The sequence below is a fragment of the Pseudomonas sp. B14(2017) genome, from assembly GCF_002113255.1.
In the GTDB taxonomy this organism is placed as follows: Bacteria; Pseudomonadota; Gammaproteobacteria; order Pseudomonadales; family Pseudomonadaceae; genus Aquipseudomonas; species Aquipseudomonas putida_Z.
This window is the reverse complement of record NZ_NEJY01000032.1, coordinates 12,860-30,474: the sequence shown is the minus strand read 5'-3', so window position 1 is coordinate 30,474 and position 17,615 is coordinate 12,860. Positions and strand designations below refer to the sequence as shown.

At 64.3% G+C, this 17,615-nt stretch carries 16 protein-coding genes; 12 read left to right on the top strand and 4 right to left on the bottom strand.

Annotated elements, in window-relative coordinates:
- The first annotated feature begins 348 nt into the window (after positions 1–348).
- Positions 349–1,368 carry a transporter gene (locus CAG34_RS26100; protein WP_085593272.1) on the top strand — a complete coding sequence of 340 codons (1,020 nt, stop codon included), beginning with the start codon at positions 349–351 and terminating at the stop codon, positions 1,366–1,368.
- Between the two features lie 15 nt (positions 1,369–1,383).
- Here CAG34_RS26100 and ehuA read toward each other — a convergent pair whose 3' ends face one another.
- The 4 genes from ehuA to ehuB all read right to left on the bottom strand — a co-directional run bounded on the left by ehuA (position 1,384) and on the right by ehuB (position 4,467).
- The gene (gene ehuA / locus CAG34_RS26095) at positions 1,384–2,178 is read right to left on the bottom strand and encodes an ectoine/hydroxyectoine ABC transporter ATP-binding protein EhuA (protein ID WP_075046875.1); all 795 of its coding nucleotides are present in this window, start codon (positions 2,176–2,178) and stop codon (positions 1,384–1,386) included.
- 59 nt (positions 2,179–2,237) lie between these two features.
- On the bottom strand, positions 2,238–2,894 hold the full coding sequence (gene ehuD / locus CAG34_RS26090; protein ID WP_003256382.1) for an ectoine/hydroxyectoine ABC transporter permease subunit EhuD: 657 nt from the start codon (positions 2,892–2,894) through the stop codon (positions 2,238–2,240).
- A complete protein-coding gene (ehuC, locus tag CAG34_RS26085) occupies positions 2,891–3,550 on the bottom strand; it encodes an ectoine/hydroxyectoine ABC transporter permease subunit EhuC (RefSeq protein ID WP_025337663.1) in 660 nt (219 codons plus the stop codon). The genes ehuD and ehuC overlap by 4 nt, the downstream gene beginning before the upstream one ends.
- A gap of 62 nt (positions 3,551–3,612) precedes the next feature.
- Complete coding sequence (gene ehuB / locus CAG34_RS26080; RefSeq protein WP_085593270.1) at positions 3,613–4,467, bottom strand: ectoine/hydroxyectoine ABC transporter substrate-binding protein EhuB; 855 nt, start codon at positions 4,465–4,467, stop codon at positions 3,613–3,615.
- Between the two features lie 239 nt (positions 4,468–4,706).
- Between ehuB and CAG34_RS26075 the strand changes: the two genes are divergently transcribed.
- From CAG34_RS26075 to CAG34_RS26025, 11 genes are all read left to right on the top strand, one after another.
- The gene (locus CAG34_RS26075; RefSeq protein WP_085593274.1) at positions 4,707–6,101 is read left to right on the top strand and encodes a PLP-dependent aminotransferase family protein; all 1,395 of its coding nucleotides are present in this window, start codon (positions 4,707–4,709) and stop codon (positions 6,099–6,101) included.
- A gap of 199 nt (positions 6,102–6,300) precedes the next feature.
- Positions 6,301–7,272, top strand: a complete 972-nt coding sequence (gene eutB, locus CAG34_RS26070) for a hydroxyectoine utilization dehydratase EutB (protein ID WP_085593268.1) — start codon at positions 6,301–6,303, stop codon at positions 7,270–7,272.
- Positions 7,273–7,303: 31 nt separating this feature from the next.
- On the top strand, positions 7,304–8,296 hold the full coding sequence (eutC, locus tag CAG34_RS26065; RefSeq protein ID WP_025337667.1) for an ectoine utilization protein EutC: 993 nt from the start codon (positions 7,304–7,306) through the stop codon (positions 8,294–8,296).
- A 36-nt stretch (positions 8,297–8,332) separates the two neighbouring features.
- Complete coding sequence (doeA, locus tag CAG34_RS26060) at positions 8,333–9,523, top strand: ectoine hydrolase DoeA (RefSeq protein WP_025337668.1); 1,191 nt, start codon at positions 8,333–8,335, stop codon at positions 9,521–9,523.
- A 3-nt stretch (positions 9,524–9,526) separates the two neighbouring features.
- Positions 9,527–10,546, top strand: coding sequence for a N(2)-acetyl-L-2,4-diaminobutanoate deacetylase DoeB (gene doeB, locus CAG34_RS26055; protein ID WP_085593266.1), 1,020 nt, complete (start codon positions 9,527–9,529; stop codon positions 10,544–10,546).
- Positions 10,547–10,582: 36 nt separating this feature from the next.
- Entirely contained in the window at positions 10,583–12,049 is a 1,467-nt protein-coding gene (locus CAG34_RS26050; protein WP_085593264.1) for an NAD-dependent succinate-semialdehyde dehydrogenase, read from the top strand.
- 12 nt (positions 12,050–12,061) lie between these two features.
- Positions 12,062–13,447: an aspartate aminotransferase family protein gene (locus CAG34_RS26045; RefSeq protein ID WP_075043744.1), complete on the top strand. Its 1,386-nt coding sequence runs from the start codon at positions 12,062–12,064 to the stop codon at positions 13,445–13,447.
- A 124-nt stretch (positions 13,448–13,571) separates the two neighbouring features.
- On the top strand, positions 13,572–14,192 hold the full coding sequence (gene ycaC / locus CAG34_RS26040; RefSeq protein WP_010951959.1) for an isochorismate family cysteine hydrolase YcaC: 621 nt from the start codon (positions 13,572–13,574) through the stop codon (positions 14,190–14,192).
- Positions 14,193–14,421: 229 nt separating this feature from the next.
- Positions 14,422–15,240 carry a polyphosphate kinase 2 gene (ppk2, locus tag CAG34_RS26035; protein ID WP_085593262.1) on the top strand — a complete coding sequence of 273 codons (819 nt, stop codon included), beginning with the start codon at positions 14,422–14,424 and terminating at the stop codon, positions 15,238–15,240.
- 35 nt (positions 15,241–15,275) lie between these two features.
- Positions 15,276–16,472, top strand: coding sequence for a monovalent cation:proton antiporter-2 (CPA2) family protein (locus CAG34_RS26030; RefSeq protein WP_085593260.1), 1,197 nt, complete (start codon positions 15,276–15,278; stop codon positions 16,470–16,472).
- 39 nt (positions 16,473–16,511) lie between these two features.
- Positions 16,512–17,609 carry an AI-2E family transporter gene (locus CAG34_RS26025; protein ID WP_025337674.1) on the top strand — a complete coding sequence of 366 codons (1,098 nt, stop codon included), beginning with the start codon at positions 16,512–16,514 and terminating at the stop codon, positions 17,607–17,609.
- The last annotated feature ends 6 nt before the right edge of the window (positions 17,610–17,615 follow it).

Here is a 17,615-nt window from a genome sequence, read left to right as displayed (position 1 = left end):
GAGTTCTCCCACGGTCTGTACTGCTGTGAACAGTCAGATTCGGCTTTTTCGTCCCACCACCCCTTCGAGTATCACCATACAAGCGGCTTTAGCCGCGAACACCGGCGCAGCCGGTGCCAGGCACCGCGTTGGATTCTTCGCGGCTAAAGCCGCTCCCACAGGGGATTGCGCCAACTTTAAGAAATTGAGCAAGACAGTTGCTCCCACAGGGTATGCGGACCGCTTGCGAATTCGGCTCTCTACGCGACAGCGCAGCCCAAAGGGCTTTCCGCTATCCAGCTGTCATCTGACTGCAACGAATATTCAGCAACCTTTCTGCCATCTCCCCGTGCCTCATTGCGAGTTCGAATGGGCCATCCCGCGCTGCATCTGCCACAGGACCACGACCTGTTCGGCCTGCTCTACGCCTTCGCCTTCCGCCCTGGCCAGCCGGGGCGCGAAATCGATTCGGCGCAGTTGTTGCGCACGCTCGGCCAGCCGCTGGAACCTGGCGAGTTTCTGTGGGTACACCTGAACCTGGCCCATGCTGCCTGCGAGCGCTGGTTGCGCACCCACCTGCAGTTGCCCGAAGCCTTCTTCGAAACCCTGCGCGAAGGTTCGCGCTCGACCCGTATCGAACACGCCGACTCGGCGCTGCTGGCAGTGGTCAACGATGTGGTGTTCAACTTCGGCCTGGTGTCCTCGGACATCTCCACGCTGTGGGCCTGCGCCAGCAGCCAGTTGCTGGTGAGCGCGCGGTTGCAGCCGCTGCATTCTGTGGACAAGCTGCGCTCGTCGGTCAAGCGTGGCGAGCGCTTTCATTCATCCATCGAGTTGCTGGTCCATCTGTTGCGCGACCAGGGCGATGTGCTGACCCAGATCGTGCGTGAAACCACCACCAGCGTCGACCGCATCGAAGACCAGTTGCTGTCCCAGCGCCTGAGCGACAACCGCGCCGAACTGGGCAGCATGCGCCGGGTGCTGGTGCGCCTGCAGCGCCTGCTGGCGCTGGAGCCAGGGGCGTTGCTGCGCCTGCTCAACCGGCCGCCCGACTGGCTGCAGGAACAAGACATACGCCAGCTGCGCGCGGCCACAGAAGAGTTCACCCTGGTGATCAGCGACCTCACCGCCCTCGGTGAGCGGATCAAGCTGCTGCAGGAAGAAATCGCCGCCAAGCTCAACGAACAGACCAACCGCACCCTGTTCACCCTGACCGTGGTGACCGTGCTGGCGCTGCCCATCAACATCATCGCCGGCTTCTTCGGCATGAACGTCGGGGGTGTGCCGCTGGCGGAAAACCCCCATGGTTTCTGGGTGCTGGTGGCCCTGGTGGCGACCTTCACCGTGCTGGTGGGGCGCTGGGCGTTTCGCAAGCGGCGCGAGTACTGAAGCGACGATCGTCGGTCAGTTCGCCTCCCGCACTGCACTGAGGAACGCCCGGGTCCGCTCCTGTTGCGGGTTTTCGTAGATCTGCGCCGGCGTCCCCTGTTCGTGGATCTGCCCCTTGTAGAAGAAGCACACCCGATCCGCGAACTCCCTGGCAAAGCCCATCTGATGCGTCACCATCAGCATGGTCAGGTTGTGCTCGCTGCCCAACCGGCGGATCACGTTCAGCACCTCGCCACACAGTTCCGGGTCCAGCGCCGAGGTCACTTCGTCGAACAGCATCACCTTGGGCCGCATCGCCAGCGCCCGGGCAATCGCCACGCGCTGTTGCTGGCCACCGGACAACTGCGACGGGTAATGCTCGAACTTGTTGCCCAGGCCAACCATCTCCAGCAGCTCCGCAGCCCGTTCGCGTGCCTCGGCCGGCTTCACGCCCAACACCTGGACCGGGGCCTCGATCACGTTCTGCAAGGCACTCATGTGCGGGAACAGGTTGAAACTCTGGAACACCATGCCGATCTTCGCCCGCACTTTGCGTACATGGCGCTCGTTGGCGATGAGCTGCGCGCCGTTGCGCCCTGGCATGTGGGTGAGCGATTCGCCATCGACTTCGATCATGCCCTGGTCGATGCCCTCAAGCGTCATCAGTACCCGCAGCAACGTCGACTTGCCCGAGCCGCTGGGGCCGATGATCGCCACCTTTTCGCCGGGGGCGACATCGAGGTTGAGGCCGTCGAGCACGGTGAAGCTGCCGTAGCGTTTGGTCACGTCCTTGAAACTGACGATCGGTTGGGCAATGGCCGGTGTGGGCATGTGGGTGTCCAGCGGCTGGGTGGCGGTGGCAGTGGCGAAGTGGGTCACAGGGGCGATCATCAGCGGAGCTCCAGGCGCACTTCAAGGCGCCGAACGAGGTAGGCCAGAGCGACGCTCAAGGCCAGGAAGAACAGACCGACCAGGGTGATCGGCTCGAGGTAGCGGAAGCTTTCGGAGCCGACGTTCTTGGCCTGCTGCATGATTTCCACCACGGTGATGGCCGACAGCACCGGGGTGTCCTTGAGCATGGCGATCAGGTAGTTGCCCAACGGCGGCAGGATCGGCCGAATCGCCTGGGGCAGGATGACTGCCCGGTAGGCGGTCCACGGCGCGAAGTTGAGGGCGACCACCGCTTCCCACTGGCTGCGCGCCACCGAGTCGAGGCCGCCGCGGTAAACCTCGGCCAGGTAACAGGCGTAGTGCACGCCGATACCGATGATGCCGGCCTGCATGGCCGTCATGTTGACCCCGTAGTTGGGCAGCACGTAGTAGAGGAAATACACCTGGATCAGCAGCGGCGTACTGCGGATGAACTCGATCAGCAATGCCACCGGCCACGACAGCCAGGCCTGGCGGCTGCGTCGGGCGATGGCCAGGAACAGGCCCAGCACCACTGCGATCAGGAAGCCAACCAAGGTGATGCCCAGGGTTTTCAGCGACGCCTGCAGCAAGTCGGGCAGGATTTGCGCGACGTAGTTCCAGTCCCAGAAATTCATGACAGGCTCCCCCGCAGGCGACCGCGGCTCAGGCGCCGTTCGACCCGACGCATGAGGAAGTTGATGACCTGCGCCAGGACGAAGTAGAGCAGCAGGGTGAGGCTGAAGATTTCCAGGGTCTGGAAGGTCGCCTGGTCCAGCTGACGGGCGCGGAAGCTAAGGTCCGACAGGGTGATCAGCGACACCAGCGAGGTGTTCTTCAGCAGTTCGATCAGCAGGTTGGTGCCAGGTGCGATGGCCGCCAGCAATGCCTGCGGCAGGATGATCCGCCGGAAGCGGATGGTGGCGGGCATGTTCAGCGCGGTGCAGGCTTCGTACTGCCCCTTGGCCACCGAGCTGATCGCCCCGCGCATCACTTCGGCACCGTAGGCACCGATATGCAGCCCGAGGCCGACGATGGCCACGGTGTAGGCGCTGAGTTCGAGGTTGAACGGTGGCAGCGGCAATACGAAGAACAGCCAGAACAACTGCACCAGCAACGAGGTGCCGCGGAACAGCTCGATGTAGGCCACGCACAGCCAGCTCAATGGCCGCCATGACGAACGCCGGCCGAGGGCGGCGAGGATCGCGGCGACGATGGCCAGCAGCGAGCCGAAGAAGGTGACCTGGATTGTGATCCAGGCGCCTTGCAGTAACAACGGTATCAATTCACCCATGGTTCGACCTGAATAATCGGATTACACAGGGAATGGCACGGCAAGCGCCATGCCACCTCGATTCACTGCTGGGCACAGAGCTCGGCGGCGGTCTTGTCAGTCATGTTGCTGCGGTCGAAGCCGAACGGCGCGACGGTCTTCAGATGCTCCTCGCTGCCCAGCCACTTCTTCATCTCGGCGTTGACCGCGTCGCGCAGGGCTTTGTCCTCGGGGCGGAAGGCCAGGGCACCGTAGCCGGTGTGGGCCGGGTCATCCGTGAAGTCGCTGATTGCCTCGACCTTGTCGCCACCCTTTTTTGCCAGGCCCTTCATGGTCAGCTGGGTGCCCACGGCAGCGTCGGCGCGGCCGGCGCGCACGGCCTGCAACTGGGCGGTGGTGTCCGGCACCTGAAGGATCTGCGCATCCGTGATGCCGGAGTCGCGGGCATAGGCGAGGTTGACCGTGCCGGCCATGATCGCCAGTTTCACGTCCGGGTTCCTGGCGATGTCGGCGTAGCTGTGCAGGTTCTTCGGATTGCCCTGTGCCACCAGCAGGGTGTCGGGCAGGGCGTACTGCGGGTCGGTGAAGATCACCTGCTTGCAGCGTGCCGGGGTGATGTACATGCCGGCGGCAATCACATCGAAGCGCCCGGCGCGCAAGCCCGGGATCAACGAACCCCACTCGGTGAGCACGCCATCGACCTGTTTGATGCCCATCTTCTCGAAGATGATCTTGGCGATTTCCGGAGACTCCCCGGTTACCCGGCCATCGGTTTCGGTGAAGGCGAACGGAGTTTCGTTGGCGTAGCCGATGCGGATGTGGCTGGTTTCCTTGATTTCGTCCGGGCTGGCGGCCTGGGCGCTGGCAAGCACACCGAAGGTGGCACAGGCTATCAGCAGGCGCTGGAAGGGGCGTGGAACGTTGAAAGGCTGGCTCATCAATGAAGCTCCTGTTTGTTATAAAAACCGTCGTCGACGGCTCTGTGTTAGGAGGCAGTGGAGCAAAACAGCGAAAGCAGGTCGGTCTTTTGTTCGAAGCTGCCGGGCAGCGGGAGTTCGACCTTGGGCCGAGCATACAAAAGCTGAAACGGCGATGGCATTGCACTAGGACAATTGCCCGAAGCACTTGTACGGGGGATGCTGTGACCCTGGCCCCGGCAAGTGAAGCGAACATCATGATGCACAGTTGGAAGGCAGCCCTGGATGCCGCCCGCATCGGCGAGTCCAAATACAAGATCCTGGTCCAGGCCGTCACCGGCGAGATCGAGCGCGGCGTATTGGTACATGACCAGCGCCTGCCACCGCAGCGGCAGGTAGCCGATGCCCTGGGCATCAGCGTGCAGACCGTGACCAATGCCTACAAGGAACTGGAGCGCCAAGGCCTGGTGCGTTGCGAGATCGGCCGTGGCAGTTTCGTCAGCCGGCGCATGAGCGACCGTGTGTCGGATGACATCATCGACCTGCCCGAGCGTACCCTGGTCGACTTCTCCATCACCCGCATCCTGCATACCCAGGTGCATGAGCGCATCTGGCGCGACACCTGCGCCGAGCTGGCCGTGGAAGAGGAGCAGCCGTGGATCCATGCCTACCGGCCCATCGCCGGTTTCGAGAGCCACCGCGAGGCGGCGGTGCGCTGGCTTGCCGGCCTGGGCATGCAGGTCGAGCGTGACGATGTGCTGGTCACCAACGGCGCCGCCCACGCCATCTTCCTGGCCCTGGCCTCGCTGGCCGGGCCGGATGATGTGGTGCTGTGCGAGGGGTTGACCGACCATGGCGTGATCGGCAATTCACAGGTGCTCGGTTTCACCCTCAAAGGCTTGGAGATGGACCGCGAGGGCATCAACCCGGAACATTTCGAGGATATCTGCAGCAACGAGCGGGTGACCGCGCTGGTGTGCACACCCAACCTCAACAACCCGACCGTCAGCCTGATGCCCGACAGCCGTCGCCAGGAGATTGCCGAAATTGCCCGGCGCTTTGGCGTGCATATCATCGAAGATGACGTTTACGGGCCGCTGCTGGGTGGCAGCCATGCCAGGCCGCTCAGTTCCTATGCGCCGGAGCTGTCGTTCTACTGCACCAGCATGACCAAGTCGGTGCTTACCGGCCTGCGCGTAGGCTACCTGGCCATGCCCAAGCGCCTGGCGCTGCGCACCGAGAGCATCTTGCGGGTCAACAGCTGGATGGCCACGCCCTTGGTGGCGGAGATTGCATCGCGCTGGATCAACGATGGGCGCGCGACGCAGCTGGTGGCGCTGCAGCGCACCTTGCTGGGCGAGCGTCAGGCCTTGTTGCGTGAGTACCTGGGGGATTATGTGCGTGGTCAGCACGCCCATGCCCTGGGGGCATGGCTGAACATTCCCGAGCGCTGGGAAGTGGACAGCCTGGTGCGTGCCTTGCGCCGCCGGCAGATTGCGGTGACGCCGCCGGAGCCGTTTCTGGTGCGCGGTACACCGCGGCCACGGGCCGTGCGCTTGTGCGTGGGCGCCGAGTGTTCCGAGGCAAAGTTGCGCCAGGCCTTTGGCGATATGCGGGAGTTGTTCGGGCAGTATCCGCAGATCCACGAACTGTAACTCTCCTGCAGCGGCCTCTTCGCGGGCATGCCCGCTCCCACAGGAATCGCTGTGCCAAACCTGTGGGAGCGGGCGTGCCCGCGAAGAGGCCGGTACAGGCAAAAACAAATTCCCCGGCAAATTGCCCTAGTACATTCATCACGACAATTTTCGCCTCATACACTCCGCCCAACATCAGCTCACTTGTTGGGTCCCGGTCATGTCAGCGCTCTCGCTTCACGATCTCTACCTCGCCCGCCAGCGTATCCACGGCCTGGTGCGCAGCACGCCGCTGGAACTTTCCCCCAGCCTGTCGCGGCACCTGGGCACGCCGGTCTACCTGAAGCTCGAAGCCCTGCAGACCACCGGCAGCTTCAAGCTGCGCGGCGCCAGCAATGCCATCGCCGCACTCAGCGCTGAACAACGCGCTTGCGGCGTGGTTACGGCCTCCACCGGCAATCACGGCCGGGCGGTGGCCCACGCTGCTGCGCAACTGGGCGTGAAGGCAACCGTGTTTCTTTCGCAACTGGTGCCAGCCAACAAGGTCCAGGCCATCCGCGACCTGGGCGCCGAAGTGTGCATCGTCGGCCACTCCCAGGACGATGCCCAACAGGCCGCGCAACAACATGCCGAGCAACAGGGTGCAACGCTTATTCCACCTTTCGATCACCCTCAGGTCATCGCCGGCCAGGGCACGCTGGGCCTGGAAATCATCGAGCAGTTGCCCGAGGTGGAGCAGGTGCTGATTCCGCTCTCCGGTGGTGGCCTGTTCGCGGGTGTGGCGTTGGCCATGAAAAGCATCAAGCCGGCGATCACCACCCATGGCATCAGCATGCAGCGCGGCGCGGCGATGTACGCCAGCCTGCAGGCCGGCAGGCCAGTCGAGGTAGAGGAGCTGCCGACACTCGCCGACTCGCTTGGTGGCGGCATCGGCCTGGGCAACCAGCACACCCTGAGCATGACCCAGCGTCTGCTCGACCAACTCCACCTGCTGCCGGAAGCGTCGATCGCCAATGGCATGCGCCACGCCTACCAGCACGAGCGGTTGGTACTCGAAGGTGCCGGCGCAGTCGGCATCGCCGCGCTGCTCGACGGCCTGGTGACGGCCCGCGGCCCTGTCGTGGTGGTGGTCAGCGGGCGCAACGTCGACAGCGCACAGCATCAGCGCGTCCTCAACGGCGGCGACGCCTGAAATTCACGTTTCCTTCACTGGAGGTATTCGAATGCCGGCCATCACCTTGCTCAGCGAAGCCGACCTGCGTAGCTGCATCACCCTCGACCGCAACGCGATCGATGCCATCGAGCAGGCCTTTGCCCTGCTTGCCACGGCCAAGGTGGCGATGCCGCCGATCCTGCGTCTGGATGTGCCCGAGCACAACGGCGAGGTGGACGTGAAAACCGCCTACCTGCCTGGGCTGGAGCGTTTCGCGATCAAGGTCAGCCCGGGCTTTTTCGACAACCCCAAGCTTGGCCTGCCCAGCCTCAACGGCATGATGATGCTGCTGTCGGCCCGCACTGGCCTGCTCGATGCCTTGCTCCTCGACAATGGCTACCTCACCGCCGTGCGCACCGCTGCAGCCGGTGCGGTAGCTGCACGCTGGCTGTCGCGGCAGGACAGCCGCAGCGTGGCCTTGATCGGCAGTGGCGAACAGGCACGCCTGCAGCTGCAGGCACTGCGCCTGGTGCGGCCGATCGAGCAGGTCAAGGTGTGGGGGCGTGATGCGCAGAGAACCGCAGCGTTATGTGATGACCTGGGGCGTGATGGGCAACTGCAGGTACAGGCCTGCGACAGTGTCGACCAGGCCATGCAGGCGGTCGATATCGCCATCACCTGCACCCCCAGCCGCGAGCCGCTGATCCAGCCGCATCACCTGCAACCGGGGCTGCACATCACTGCCATGGGCTCGGACGCCGAGCACAAGAACGAGATCGCGCCCACGGCCCTGGCCCGGCTCGACCGTTATGTTGCCGACCGCCTGAGCCAGACCCGCGTGCTGGGCGAACTGCACCACGCCTTGCGCGCTGGCGCGGTCAGCGAGCAGGCCGTTCATTCCGAGCTGGGCCAGATCATCGCCGGCCTGCACCCGGGCCGTGTACAGGCCGAAGAGGTCACCCTGTGCGACCTGACCGGCACCGGGGCCCAGGACACCGCCATCGCCAACCTTGCCTTCGAACGCGCAATCGCCGCCCACAAAGGCCTGGCGTTTCACAGCTGACAGTTTTCACAACCCACTCACAAGAAGGGCATCCGTATGTCACAGACAGTGGTCAACCTGCCGTTCAGCCGGCAGGAGTACGCCCAGCGCCTGGCCAAGACCCGCGCTGCCATGCAGGCACAGGGCCTGGAGCTTTTGCTGGTTACCGATCCATCTAACATGGCCTGGCTCACCGGCTATGACGGCTGGTCGTTCTACGTACACCAGTGCGTGCTGCTGGCGCTCGATGGCGAGCCGGTCTGGTTTGGCCGCGGCCAGGACGCCAACGGCGCAAGGCGCACGGTGTTCATGCAGCACGACAACATCGTCGGCTACCCGGACATCTATGTGCAGTCACGCGAGCGCCACCCGATGGACTACCTGTGCCAGGAGGTGATTCTGGCCAAGGGCTGGGGCGGCCTGAGCATCGGCGTGGAGATGGACAACTACTACTTCAGCGCGGCGGCCTACCAGGCGCTGTGCAAGCATCTGCCACAGGCGCGTTTCAGCGATGCCGCCGGGCTGGTCAACTGGCAGCGGGCGGTCAAGTCGCCGCAGGAAATCGAATACATGCGTATCGCCGCGCGCATCGTCGAACAGATGCACGGGTGCATCCTCGAACGCATCGAGCCCGGCATGCGCAAGAACGAGCTGGTGGCCGAGATCTACCGCAGCGGCATCCTCGGTGTCGATGGCCATGGCGGCGACTACCCGGCCATCGTGCCGTTGTTGCCGACTGGCGCTGATGCCAGCGCGCCGCACCTTACCTGGGACGATTCACCGTTCACCCGCGGCGCCGGCACGTTCTTCGAGATTGCCGGCTGCTACAAGCGCTACCACTGCCCGCTGTCGCGCACCGTGTACCTGGGCAAGCCGCCGCAACACTTTCTCGATGGCGAAAAGGCGGTGGTCGAAGGTATCGCGGCCGGCCTCGATGCCGCGCGGCCAGGCAACACCACCGGTGACATCGCCAGGGCGTTCTTCCGCGTGCTGGAGAAGTTCGGCATCCACAAGGACAGCCGCTGTGGTTACCCGATCGGTATCAGCTACCCGCCAGATTGGGGCGAGCGCACCATGAGCCTGCGCCCGAGCGACACCAGCGTGCTGCAACCGGGCATGACCTTCCACTTCATGCCGGGGCTGTGGATGGATGACTGGGGCCTGGAGATCACCGAAAGCATCCTCATCACCGAGACCGGGGTCGAGACCCTGTGCAACGTGCCGCGCCAGCTGTTCGTGAAGGACTGACTCATGAATGCAATCGCACAGGCCGCCGCCACGGTGGCCAACCCCATCACCTGTACCTTGGATTTCGAGCAGGACGGCGTGCAGCACGGCTTCCTCAAGCTGCCGTACTCGCGTGACGACTCGGCCTGGGGGGCGGTGATGATTCCGCTGACGGTGGTCAGGAACGGCAATGGCCCGACAGCCTTGCTCACGGGTGGCAATCACGGTGACGAATACGAAGGTCCGGTGGCGCTGAGCAAGCTGGCCCAGCAGCTGCAGGCCGGGCAGGTAAACGGGCGGGTGATCATCGTGCCGTTCATGAACACACCGGCGTTCCAGGCGGGCACCCGCACCTCGCCGATCGACCGGGGCAACCTCAACCGCAGCTTCCCTGGCCGGCCTGATGGCAGCGTGACGGAAAAGATCGCCGACTATTTCCGCCGCACCTTGCTGCCGTTGGCCGATATCGTCCTGGACATCCACTCCGGTGGTCGCACCCTCGACTTCCTGCCGTTCGCTGCATGCCATGTGCTGCCCGACAAGGCCCAGCAGGCCCGTTGTGAAGCCGGCATGCAGGCCTTCGCCGCGCCCTACAGCATGCGCATGCTCGAGCTGGATGCGCAGGCGATGTACGACACCGCGGCAGAAGAGCAGGGCAAGGTGTTCATCACCACCGAACTGGGCGGTGGTGGCACCTCCACGGCGAAAAGCGTGGCCCTGGCGGAGCGCGGCGTGCGCAATGTGCTGATTCACGCCGGCATCCTCGCCGGCGAAGTGGAGCCGGGCGAGACAACCCTGCTGGACATGCCCGATGGCGATTGCTTCATCGCCAGCGAGCACGACGGATTGCTGGAGATGTGCCGCGACCTGGGTGAAACGGTCAGCCAGGGCGAGGTGATCGCCCGTATCCATGACATCCGCCGCACCGGCAGCGCCCCGGTCGAGTACCGCGCCCGACGCAATGGCTTGCTCGCAGCCCGGCACTTTCCCGGCCTGGTGCAGTGCGGCGACACCCTGGCGGTGATCGCCGACGTACTGGCCTGAACCTGGCGCCACGACAACGAGGTATGGAGAACAGTCATGTCACACCACTACCCATTCAACAGCCTGTGCCACGTCGATGGCCAATGGCTGCACAGCCACAGTGGCAACAGCGTCGCCGTGCATGACCCGGCCAACCGCCAGGTCATCGGCCATGTGCCGCTGCTCGACCATGAGCAGATCGTCGCCGCGGTGGATGCCGCCCAGCGGGCTTTCCCGGCCTGGCGCCAGCAGAGCCTGGACAGCCGCGCTGCGCTGTTGCGGCGCTGGGCCGAATTGATGCTCGAGCACCAGGAGGCTCTGGCGCGCATTCTCAGCGAGGAGCAGGGCAAGCCGCTGGCCGAAGCACGCGGTGAAATCGCCTATGCGGCAAGCTTCATCCCCTGGTTTGCCGAGGAGGCCCGGCGCCTCAACGGGCAGACCATCCCCAGCCATATTCCGGGTGCCCAGCTGAGTACGCTGAAAGAGCCCGTCGGGGTCTGCGCGCTGCTCACCCCGTGGAACTTTCCCAGCGCCATGATCACCCGCAAGGCGGCTGCGGCGTTGGCGGCCGGCTGCACGGTGGTGGTCAAGCCGGCCCACGAAACACCGTTCTCGGCGCTGGCCCTGGCCCAGCTGGCAGAGGACGCCGGCTTCCCGCCGGGGGTGTTCAACGTGGTGATCGGCGAACCGCAGATGGCCATGGAAACCCTGGTGCGCGACAGCCGCGTGCGGGCGGTCAGCTTCACCGGCTCGACCCGGGTCGGCAAGCTGGTGCTGCAAGCCGCGGCTCAGGATGTGAAGAAAGTGGCGCTGGAGCTGGGCGGCAACGCGCCGTTCATCGTCTGCGCCGATGCCGACCTGGAGTTGGCCGTGCGGGTGGCCGTGGCCGCCAAGTTCCAGACGTCTGGCCAGGACTGCTGCGCGGCCAACCGGATCATGGTGCAGCGGCCGTTGTACGAAGCATTCCTGGCGCGTTTCGCCGAAGCGGTGCGGGCGCTGAAGGTTGGCCCGGCGATGGTCGATGGCGAGGAGACGGCCGCAGAGGTCGGCCCGTTGATGCACCAGGCCGCCTTCGATGCCACCCAGGCCCGGGTCGAGGATGCCCGGCAGCGTGGCGCCCGGCGCCTGGTCGGTGGCGAGGGCCATGCGCTGGGTGGCTGGTTCTTCCAGCCGACGGTGCTCGCCGATGTCACGCCGGCGATGCGCATCTACCAGGAAGAAAACTTCGCGCCGATTGCCGGGGTCATGCCGTTCGACACGCTGGAGCAGGCCATCACCATGGCCAATGACACCGAGTACGGCCTGGCTGCCTACATCGTCGGCAACCGCCTCGATGTCGTGCACCCGCTGGTGCGCCGGCTCGACCACGCGATGGTGGCGATCAACGGCGTCAAGTTCACCGGCCACCCCATCCCGTTCGGCGGCATGAAGGCCTCGGGCCTGGGCCGCGAAGGCGGCAGCGAGGGCTTCGAACCCTTCGTCGAAACCAAATACGTTTGCTTGCACCACCACGGTCAGTTCTAAGGAGTGTTTGCCATGAGCCAAGATTTCAGCCAGCTGTTCGAACAGGACCGCGCCCACTTCATGCACCCCTCGACCCACGCCCATGACCACGCCAGCGGCGCGCTCAAAGGCCGGATCATCACCGGTGCCGAGGGCATCCGCCTGCGTGACCATGAAGGCCGCGAACTGATCGATGCCTTCGCCGGCCTGTACTGCGTGAACATCGGTTACGGGCGTACCGAGGTCGCTGACGCCATCCATCGCCAGGCCAAGGAGCTGGCGTATTACCACACCTACGTCGGCCACTCGACCGAGGCGATCATCGAGCTTTCCAGCCGCATCATCGACTGGGCGCCGGCCGGGATGAAAAAGGTCTATTACGGCCTGTCGGGGTCCGATGCCAACGAGACCCAGGTCAAGCTGGTGCGCTACTACAACAACATCCTCGGTCGCCCACTCAAGAAGAAGATCATCTCTCGCGACCGCGGCTATCATGGCTCGGGCATCATGACCGGCAGCCTTACCGGCCTGCCCAGCTTCCACCAGCATTTCGACCTGCCGGTGGAAGGCGTCAAGCATACGGTCTGCCCGCACTGGTACCGCAAGGCACCGGCCGGCATGGATGAGCAGGCCTTCGTGCGCTATTGCGCCGACGAGCTGGAGCAACTGATCCTGGCCGAAGGGCCCGACACCGTCGCCGCGTTCATTGGCGAGCCGCTGATGGGCACCGGTGGCATCATCGTGCCGCCCAAGGGCTACTGGAAGGCGATCCAGGCCGTGCTCGATCGCTACGACGTGCTGCTGATCGCCGACGAAGTGGTGTGCGCCTTCGGCCGCCTGGGCTCGAAGATGGGCAGCCAGCGCTACGACATCCGCCCGGACCTGATTACCACGGCCAAGGGCCTGACCAGCGCCTATGCGCCGCTGTCGGCAGTGATCGTTGGTGAGAAGGTGTGGAACGTGATCGAAGAGGGCTCGCAGAAGGCCGGCCCGATGGGCCACGGCTGGACCTACTCCGGGCACCCGATCTGCGCGGCGGCGGCGCTGGCCAACCTGGATATTCTCGAGCGCGAGAACCTGACCGAGAATGCCGAAGTGGTGGGGGCATACCTGAACCGGCGCATGCGCGAAACCTTCGAAGGCCACCCGCTGGTAGGTGAAGTACGGGGTGACGGCATGCTTTGCGCGGTCGAATTCATGGCCGATCGCGAGGCGCGCACGGCGTTCGACCCGGCGTTGAAAGTCGGGCCACAGGTGTCGGCAGCGTGCCTTGAGCGCGGGATGATCGCCCGGGCCATGCCGCATGGTGACATTCTCGGTTTTGCGCCGCCGTTGGTGCTGAACCAGGAGGATGCCGAAAAGATCGTCGCCATCACCAGGGCGGCGGTCGATGAGGTGGCTGGCAAGGTGCTCGGCTGAGCATTGCAGGGGCCGCCATGCGGCCCCATCGCCGGCCTCGGCAGGCGAACCGACTGACGGTCCCACCCATCCCGCATCCTTGCCTACGCTGATATTCCAACCCGCTGAAGCAAGGAGAACCGTCATGGCCTTCCAATACAAGCGTCTGGACAAGAACAACGCCGCCGTGCTGCTGGTCGACCACCAGACCGGCCTGCTCTCGCTGGTAAGGGACATCGACCCCGACCGCTTCAAGAACAACGTCCTGGCTCTGTCGGACCTGGCCAAGTACTTCAAGCTGCCGACCATTCTCACCACCAGTTTCGAGACCGGCCCCAACGGCCCGCTGGTGCCCGAACTGAAAGAGCAGTTCCCCGACGCCCCGTACATCGCCCGGCCTGGCAACATCAACGCCTGGGACAACGAGGACTTCGTCAAGGCCGTCAAGGCCACCGGCAAGAAGCAGTTGCTGATTGCCGGCGTGGTGACCGAAGTGTGCGTGGCCTTCCCGGCACTGTCGGCGCTGGAGGAGGGCTTCGAGGTATTTGTTGTCACCGATGCCTCCGGCACCTTCAACGAACTGACCCGTGACTCGGCCTGGCGGCGCATGGAGGCCGCCGGGGCGCAACTGATGACCTGGTTCGGCGTGGCCTGCGAACTGCACCGTGACTGGCGCAACGACATCGAAGGGCTGGGGACCCTGTTCTCCAACCATATTCCGGATTACCGCAACCTGATGACCAGCTACAACAAACTGGCCAAGTAATCCGGCCTCGAAGGCACCCCATACCCTGTGGGAGCGGGTTCACCCGCGAATGCGTCGGTAGCTTCAATGACGCATTCGCGGGTAAATCCGCTCCCACACCCTCCCCGGAACACTCACCAGCACCTGCAGAATCAATGAGATAGAAGCAAGCCTGCGAAATCCACAAGCGAAGCGGCAAACTGCCATGGATCGACCATACTGACTCTTCATTCGCCCTCAGGAGAGTGCCATGTCGAAGTCGTCCAGGAAAAAAGACACCAAGGACCAGCCGGAAAAACTGGGCGGCAAGGCGTACGAGAAGGCACTCAAGCAGCTGCATGTGGAACTGGTGAAGCTGCAGGAATGGGTGGTGGCCAAGGGCCTGAAGGTGTGCATTGTCTTCGAGGGCCGCGATGGCGCCGGCAAGGGCGGTACCATCAAGGCCATTACCGAGCGCGTCAGCCCGCGAGTATTCCGCGTGGTGGCGCTGCCGGCACCGACCGAGCGGGAAAAGACCCAGATGTATGTGCAACGCTACCTGGGCCACCTGCCTGCCGCGGGCGAGGTAGTGATCTTCGACCGCAGCTGGTACAACCGCGCCGGTGTCGAGCGGGTGATGGGCTTTTGCAGCGAAGAACAGAGCAGCAAGTTTCTCACCGTGGTGCCGCTGTTCGAAAAGATGATGGTCGAGTCGGGGATCATCCTCATCAAGTACTGGCTGGAGGTCAGCGCCGAAGAGCAGACCCGCCGCCTGCAGGACCGCATCAACGATGGCCGCAAGCTGTGGAAGCTGTCGCCGATGGACCTCAAGTCGTACACCCGCTGGGATGAATACACCCGGGCCCGCGACGACATGTTCGCCGCCTCCGATTCGTCCTGGGCACCGTGGTTCATGGCCCATTCCAACGACAAGCGCCGTGCCCGGCTGAACATCATCAGCCATCTGCTGACGCGCATCCCCTACAAGGACATTACCCGCGACGGGCTGGTGAAGTTGCCCAAGCGCGGCAAGATCGGCAAATACAAGGCCGTCAACTACCCGTTCAAAGTCGTCGAAGAGCGTTTCTGATCTCTCCCCACGGGGAGCAGCGAGGGTGCGAGCCTATGCCACATGATGGCAGCCTGTTGCAGGCGACGGTGGTGTTCCTGTTGGCCGTGGTGCTTCTGGTACCGCTGGCGCAGCGTTTGAAAATGGGGGCGGTGCCCGGCTATCTGCTGGCGGGCATCCTGATAGGGCCATCGGTATTTGGCTTGCTGAACAACCCGGATAACGTGGCACGCCTGTCGGAGATGGGTGTGGTGATGCTGCTGTTCGTCATCGGCCTGGAGCTGTCGCCGCGGCGTTTGTGGAGCATGCGCCGGGCGCTGTTTGGCGTCGGCTCGCTACAAGTGGGCCTGAGCGCTGTGGTGCTTGGCCTGCTGGCGTACTGGCTGTTCGGCCAGTCGAAGCCGGCTGCCATCGTGCTGGGCCTGGGCCTGGCGCTGTCGTCCACCGCGTTTGGCCTGCAGGTACTGGCCGAGCGCAAGGACCTGGGCAAGCCGCACGGCCGCCTGGCCGTGGCGATCCTGCTGTTCCAGGACATTGCCGCGATCCCGCTGATTGCCGTGGTGCCGCTGCTCGGTGGTGATGTCAGCACCGCCGACGAAGGTGCCTGGCCGGTGCTGGCGGTGGTGGTTGGCATAGGTGTGCTGATCATCTTTGGCCGCTACCTGTTGACCCCTGTCTTCAAATGGACAGTCGGTTCGGGCCTGCCCGAGCTGTCGACCGCTACCGCCTTGCTGGTGGTGCTGGGCACCGCCTGGGTGATGGAGCACGTGGGCGTGTCGATGGCGCTGGGGGCATTTCTGGCGGGCGTGTTGATGGCCGAGTCGCCTTTCCGCCACGAACTGGAAACCCAGATCGAGCCCATCAAGGGTTTGCTGCTGGGGCTGTTCTTCGTTGGCGTGGGGATGAGCGCCGACCTGCGCCTGCTGTTCGGCATGCCGTTAATGGTGCTGGGGCTGACCCTGCTGCTGGTGGTCATCAAGTTGCCGCTGCTGTATGGCCTGGGCCGCACGGTGGGTGGGCTGAACCAGGCCCAGGCGCTGTGCCTGGGCGTGGTGCTGGCCTCTGGCGGCGAGTTTGCCTTCGTGGTGTTCAAGCTGGCGCTGGACCATCAGGTGCTGGTGCAGCAGGTGCATGACCTGCTGGTGCTGGCCATCACCTTGTCGATGGCGGTAGTGCCGTTGGTAATGATGGCCCTGGCGCGGCAGTTGCGTGACGACAGCCCCACACAGGCAACCCCTGAAGCGGGCCACTGAATCGCGCCACATGGCGCGCGTAGAGTTCGGAGGTGAAGCATGCAACCGGGTATCAAGCTGGACAGCCGCCTGTCGCGGGGCTTGCTCGATGTGCTCATCAAGGCCGGCCTGGTGGCTGCCCTGGTGATATTCGCCTTCCAGACGTTCCAGCCGTTCCTGGAGCTGATGCTGTGGTCGGTGATCCTGGCGGTGACCTTGTACCCGTTGTATTGCCGCATCCAGCGCCGCACAGGGCTCAAGGACGGGCTTTCGGCGACGCTGGTCGTTCTGCTGGTACTGGTCGTGCTGCTGGTGCCGATCTACCTGGTGGTGATGTCCATCGGCGAGTCGGTGGACAGCCTGGTGACGTTGCTGAAAAGCGGTGCCTGGAGCGTGCCGGCGCCTCCCGATTCGGTGGCGGCCTGGCCGCTGATCGGGCCGAAGGTGCATGCCCTGTGGCTGGCAGCCTCGGAAAACATGGCCGGTGTGCTGAACCAGTGGATGCCCCAGCTCAAGGATGCCGGGCGCACGGTGCTGGGGGCTGCAGCCAGCGCAGGCGGCGCGTTCCTGTTGTTCATCGCGGCGATCATCGTCTCGGGCATCATCATGGCGTTCGGTGACCGCGGCGAAATCGCGGCGCAGCGCATAGCCATGCGGGTGTCGGGCGAGGAGCGCGGCAAGCCACTGGCCAAGCTGTGCACCGCCACCATTCGTGCGGTGGCCCAGGGCGTGATCGGCATTGCCTTCATCCAGATGCTGCTGATCGGTGTCGGCTTCGTCATCAAAGGGGTACCGGGGGCCGGGATGCTGGCCATCGTCATCCTCATGCTGGGGATTGCCCAGGCACCGGCCACGTTGATCACGGTGCCGGTGATCATCTACATCTTCAACGTCGAAGGCTTTACCGTGGCGACCATCATCTTCGCCATCTACAGCTTCGTCGCCGGGCTTGCCGACAACGTGCTCAAGCCGCTGCTGCTGGGGCGCGGGGTGGATGTGCCGATGCCGGTGGTGCTGATCGGGGCACTGGGCGGCATGGTGGTCAAGGGCATCATCGGCCTGTTCATCGGCCCGGTGATCCTGGGCGTCACTTATGTACTGTTCTGGCAATGGGTGGCGCTGCAGGTGCCGGAAAACCCCGTCGAGCCGTCGGCGTGAGCCAAG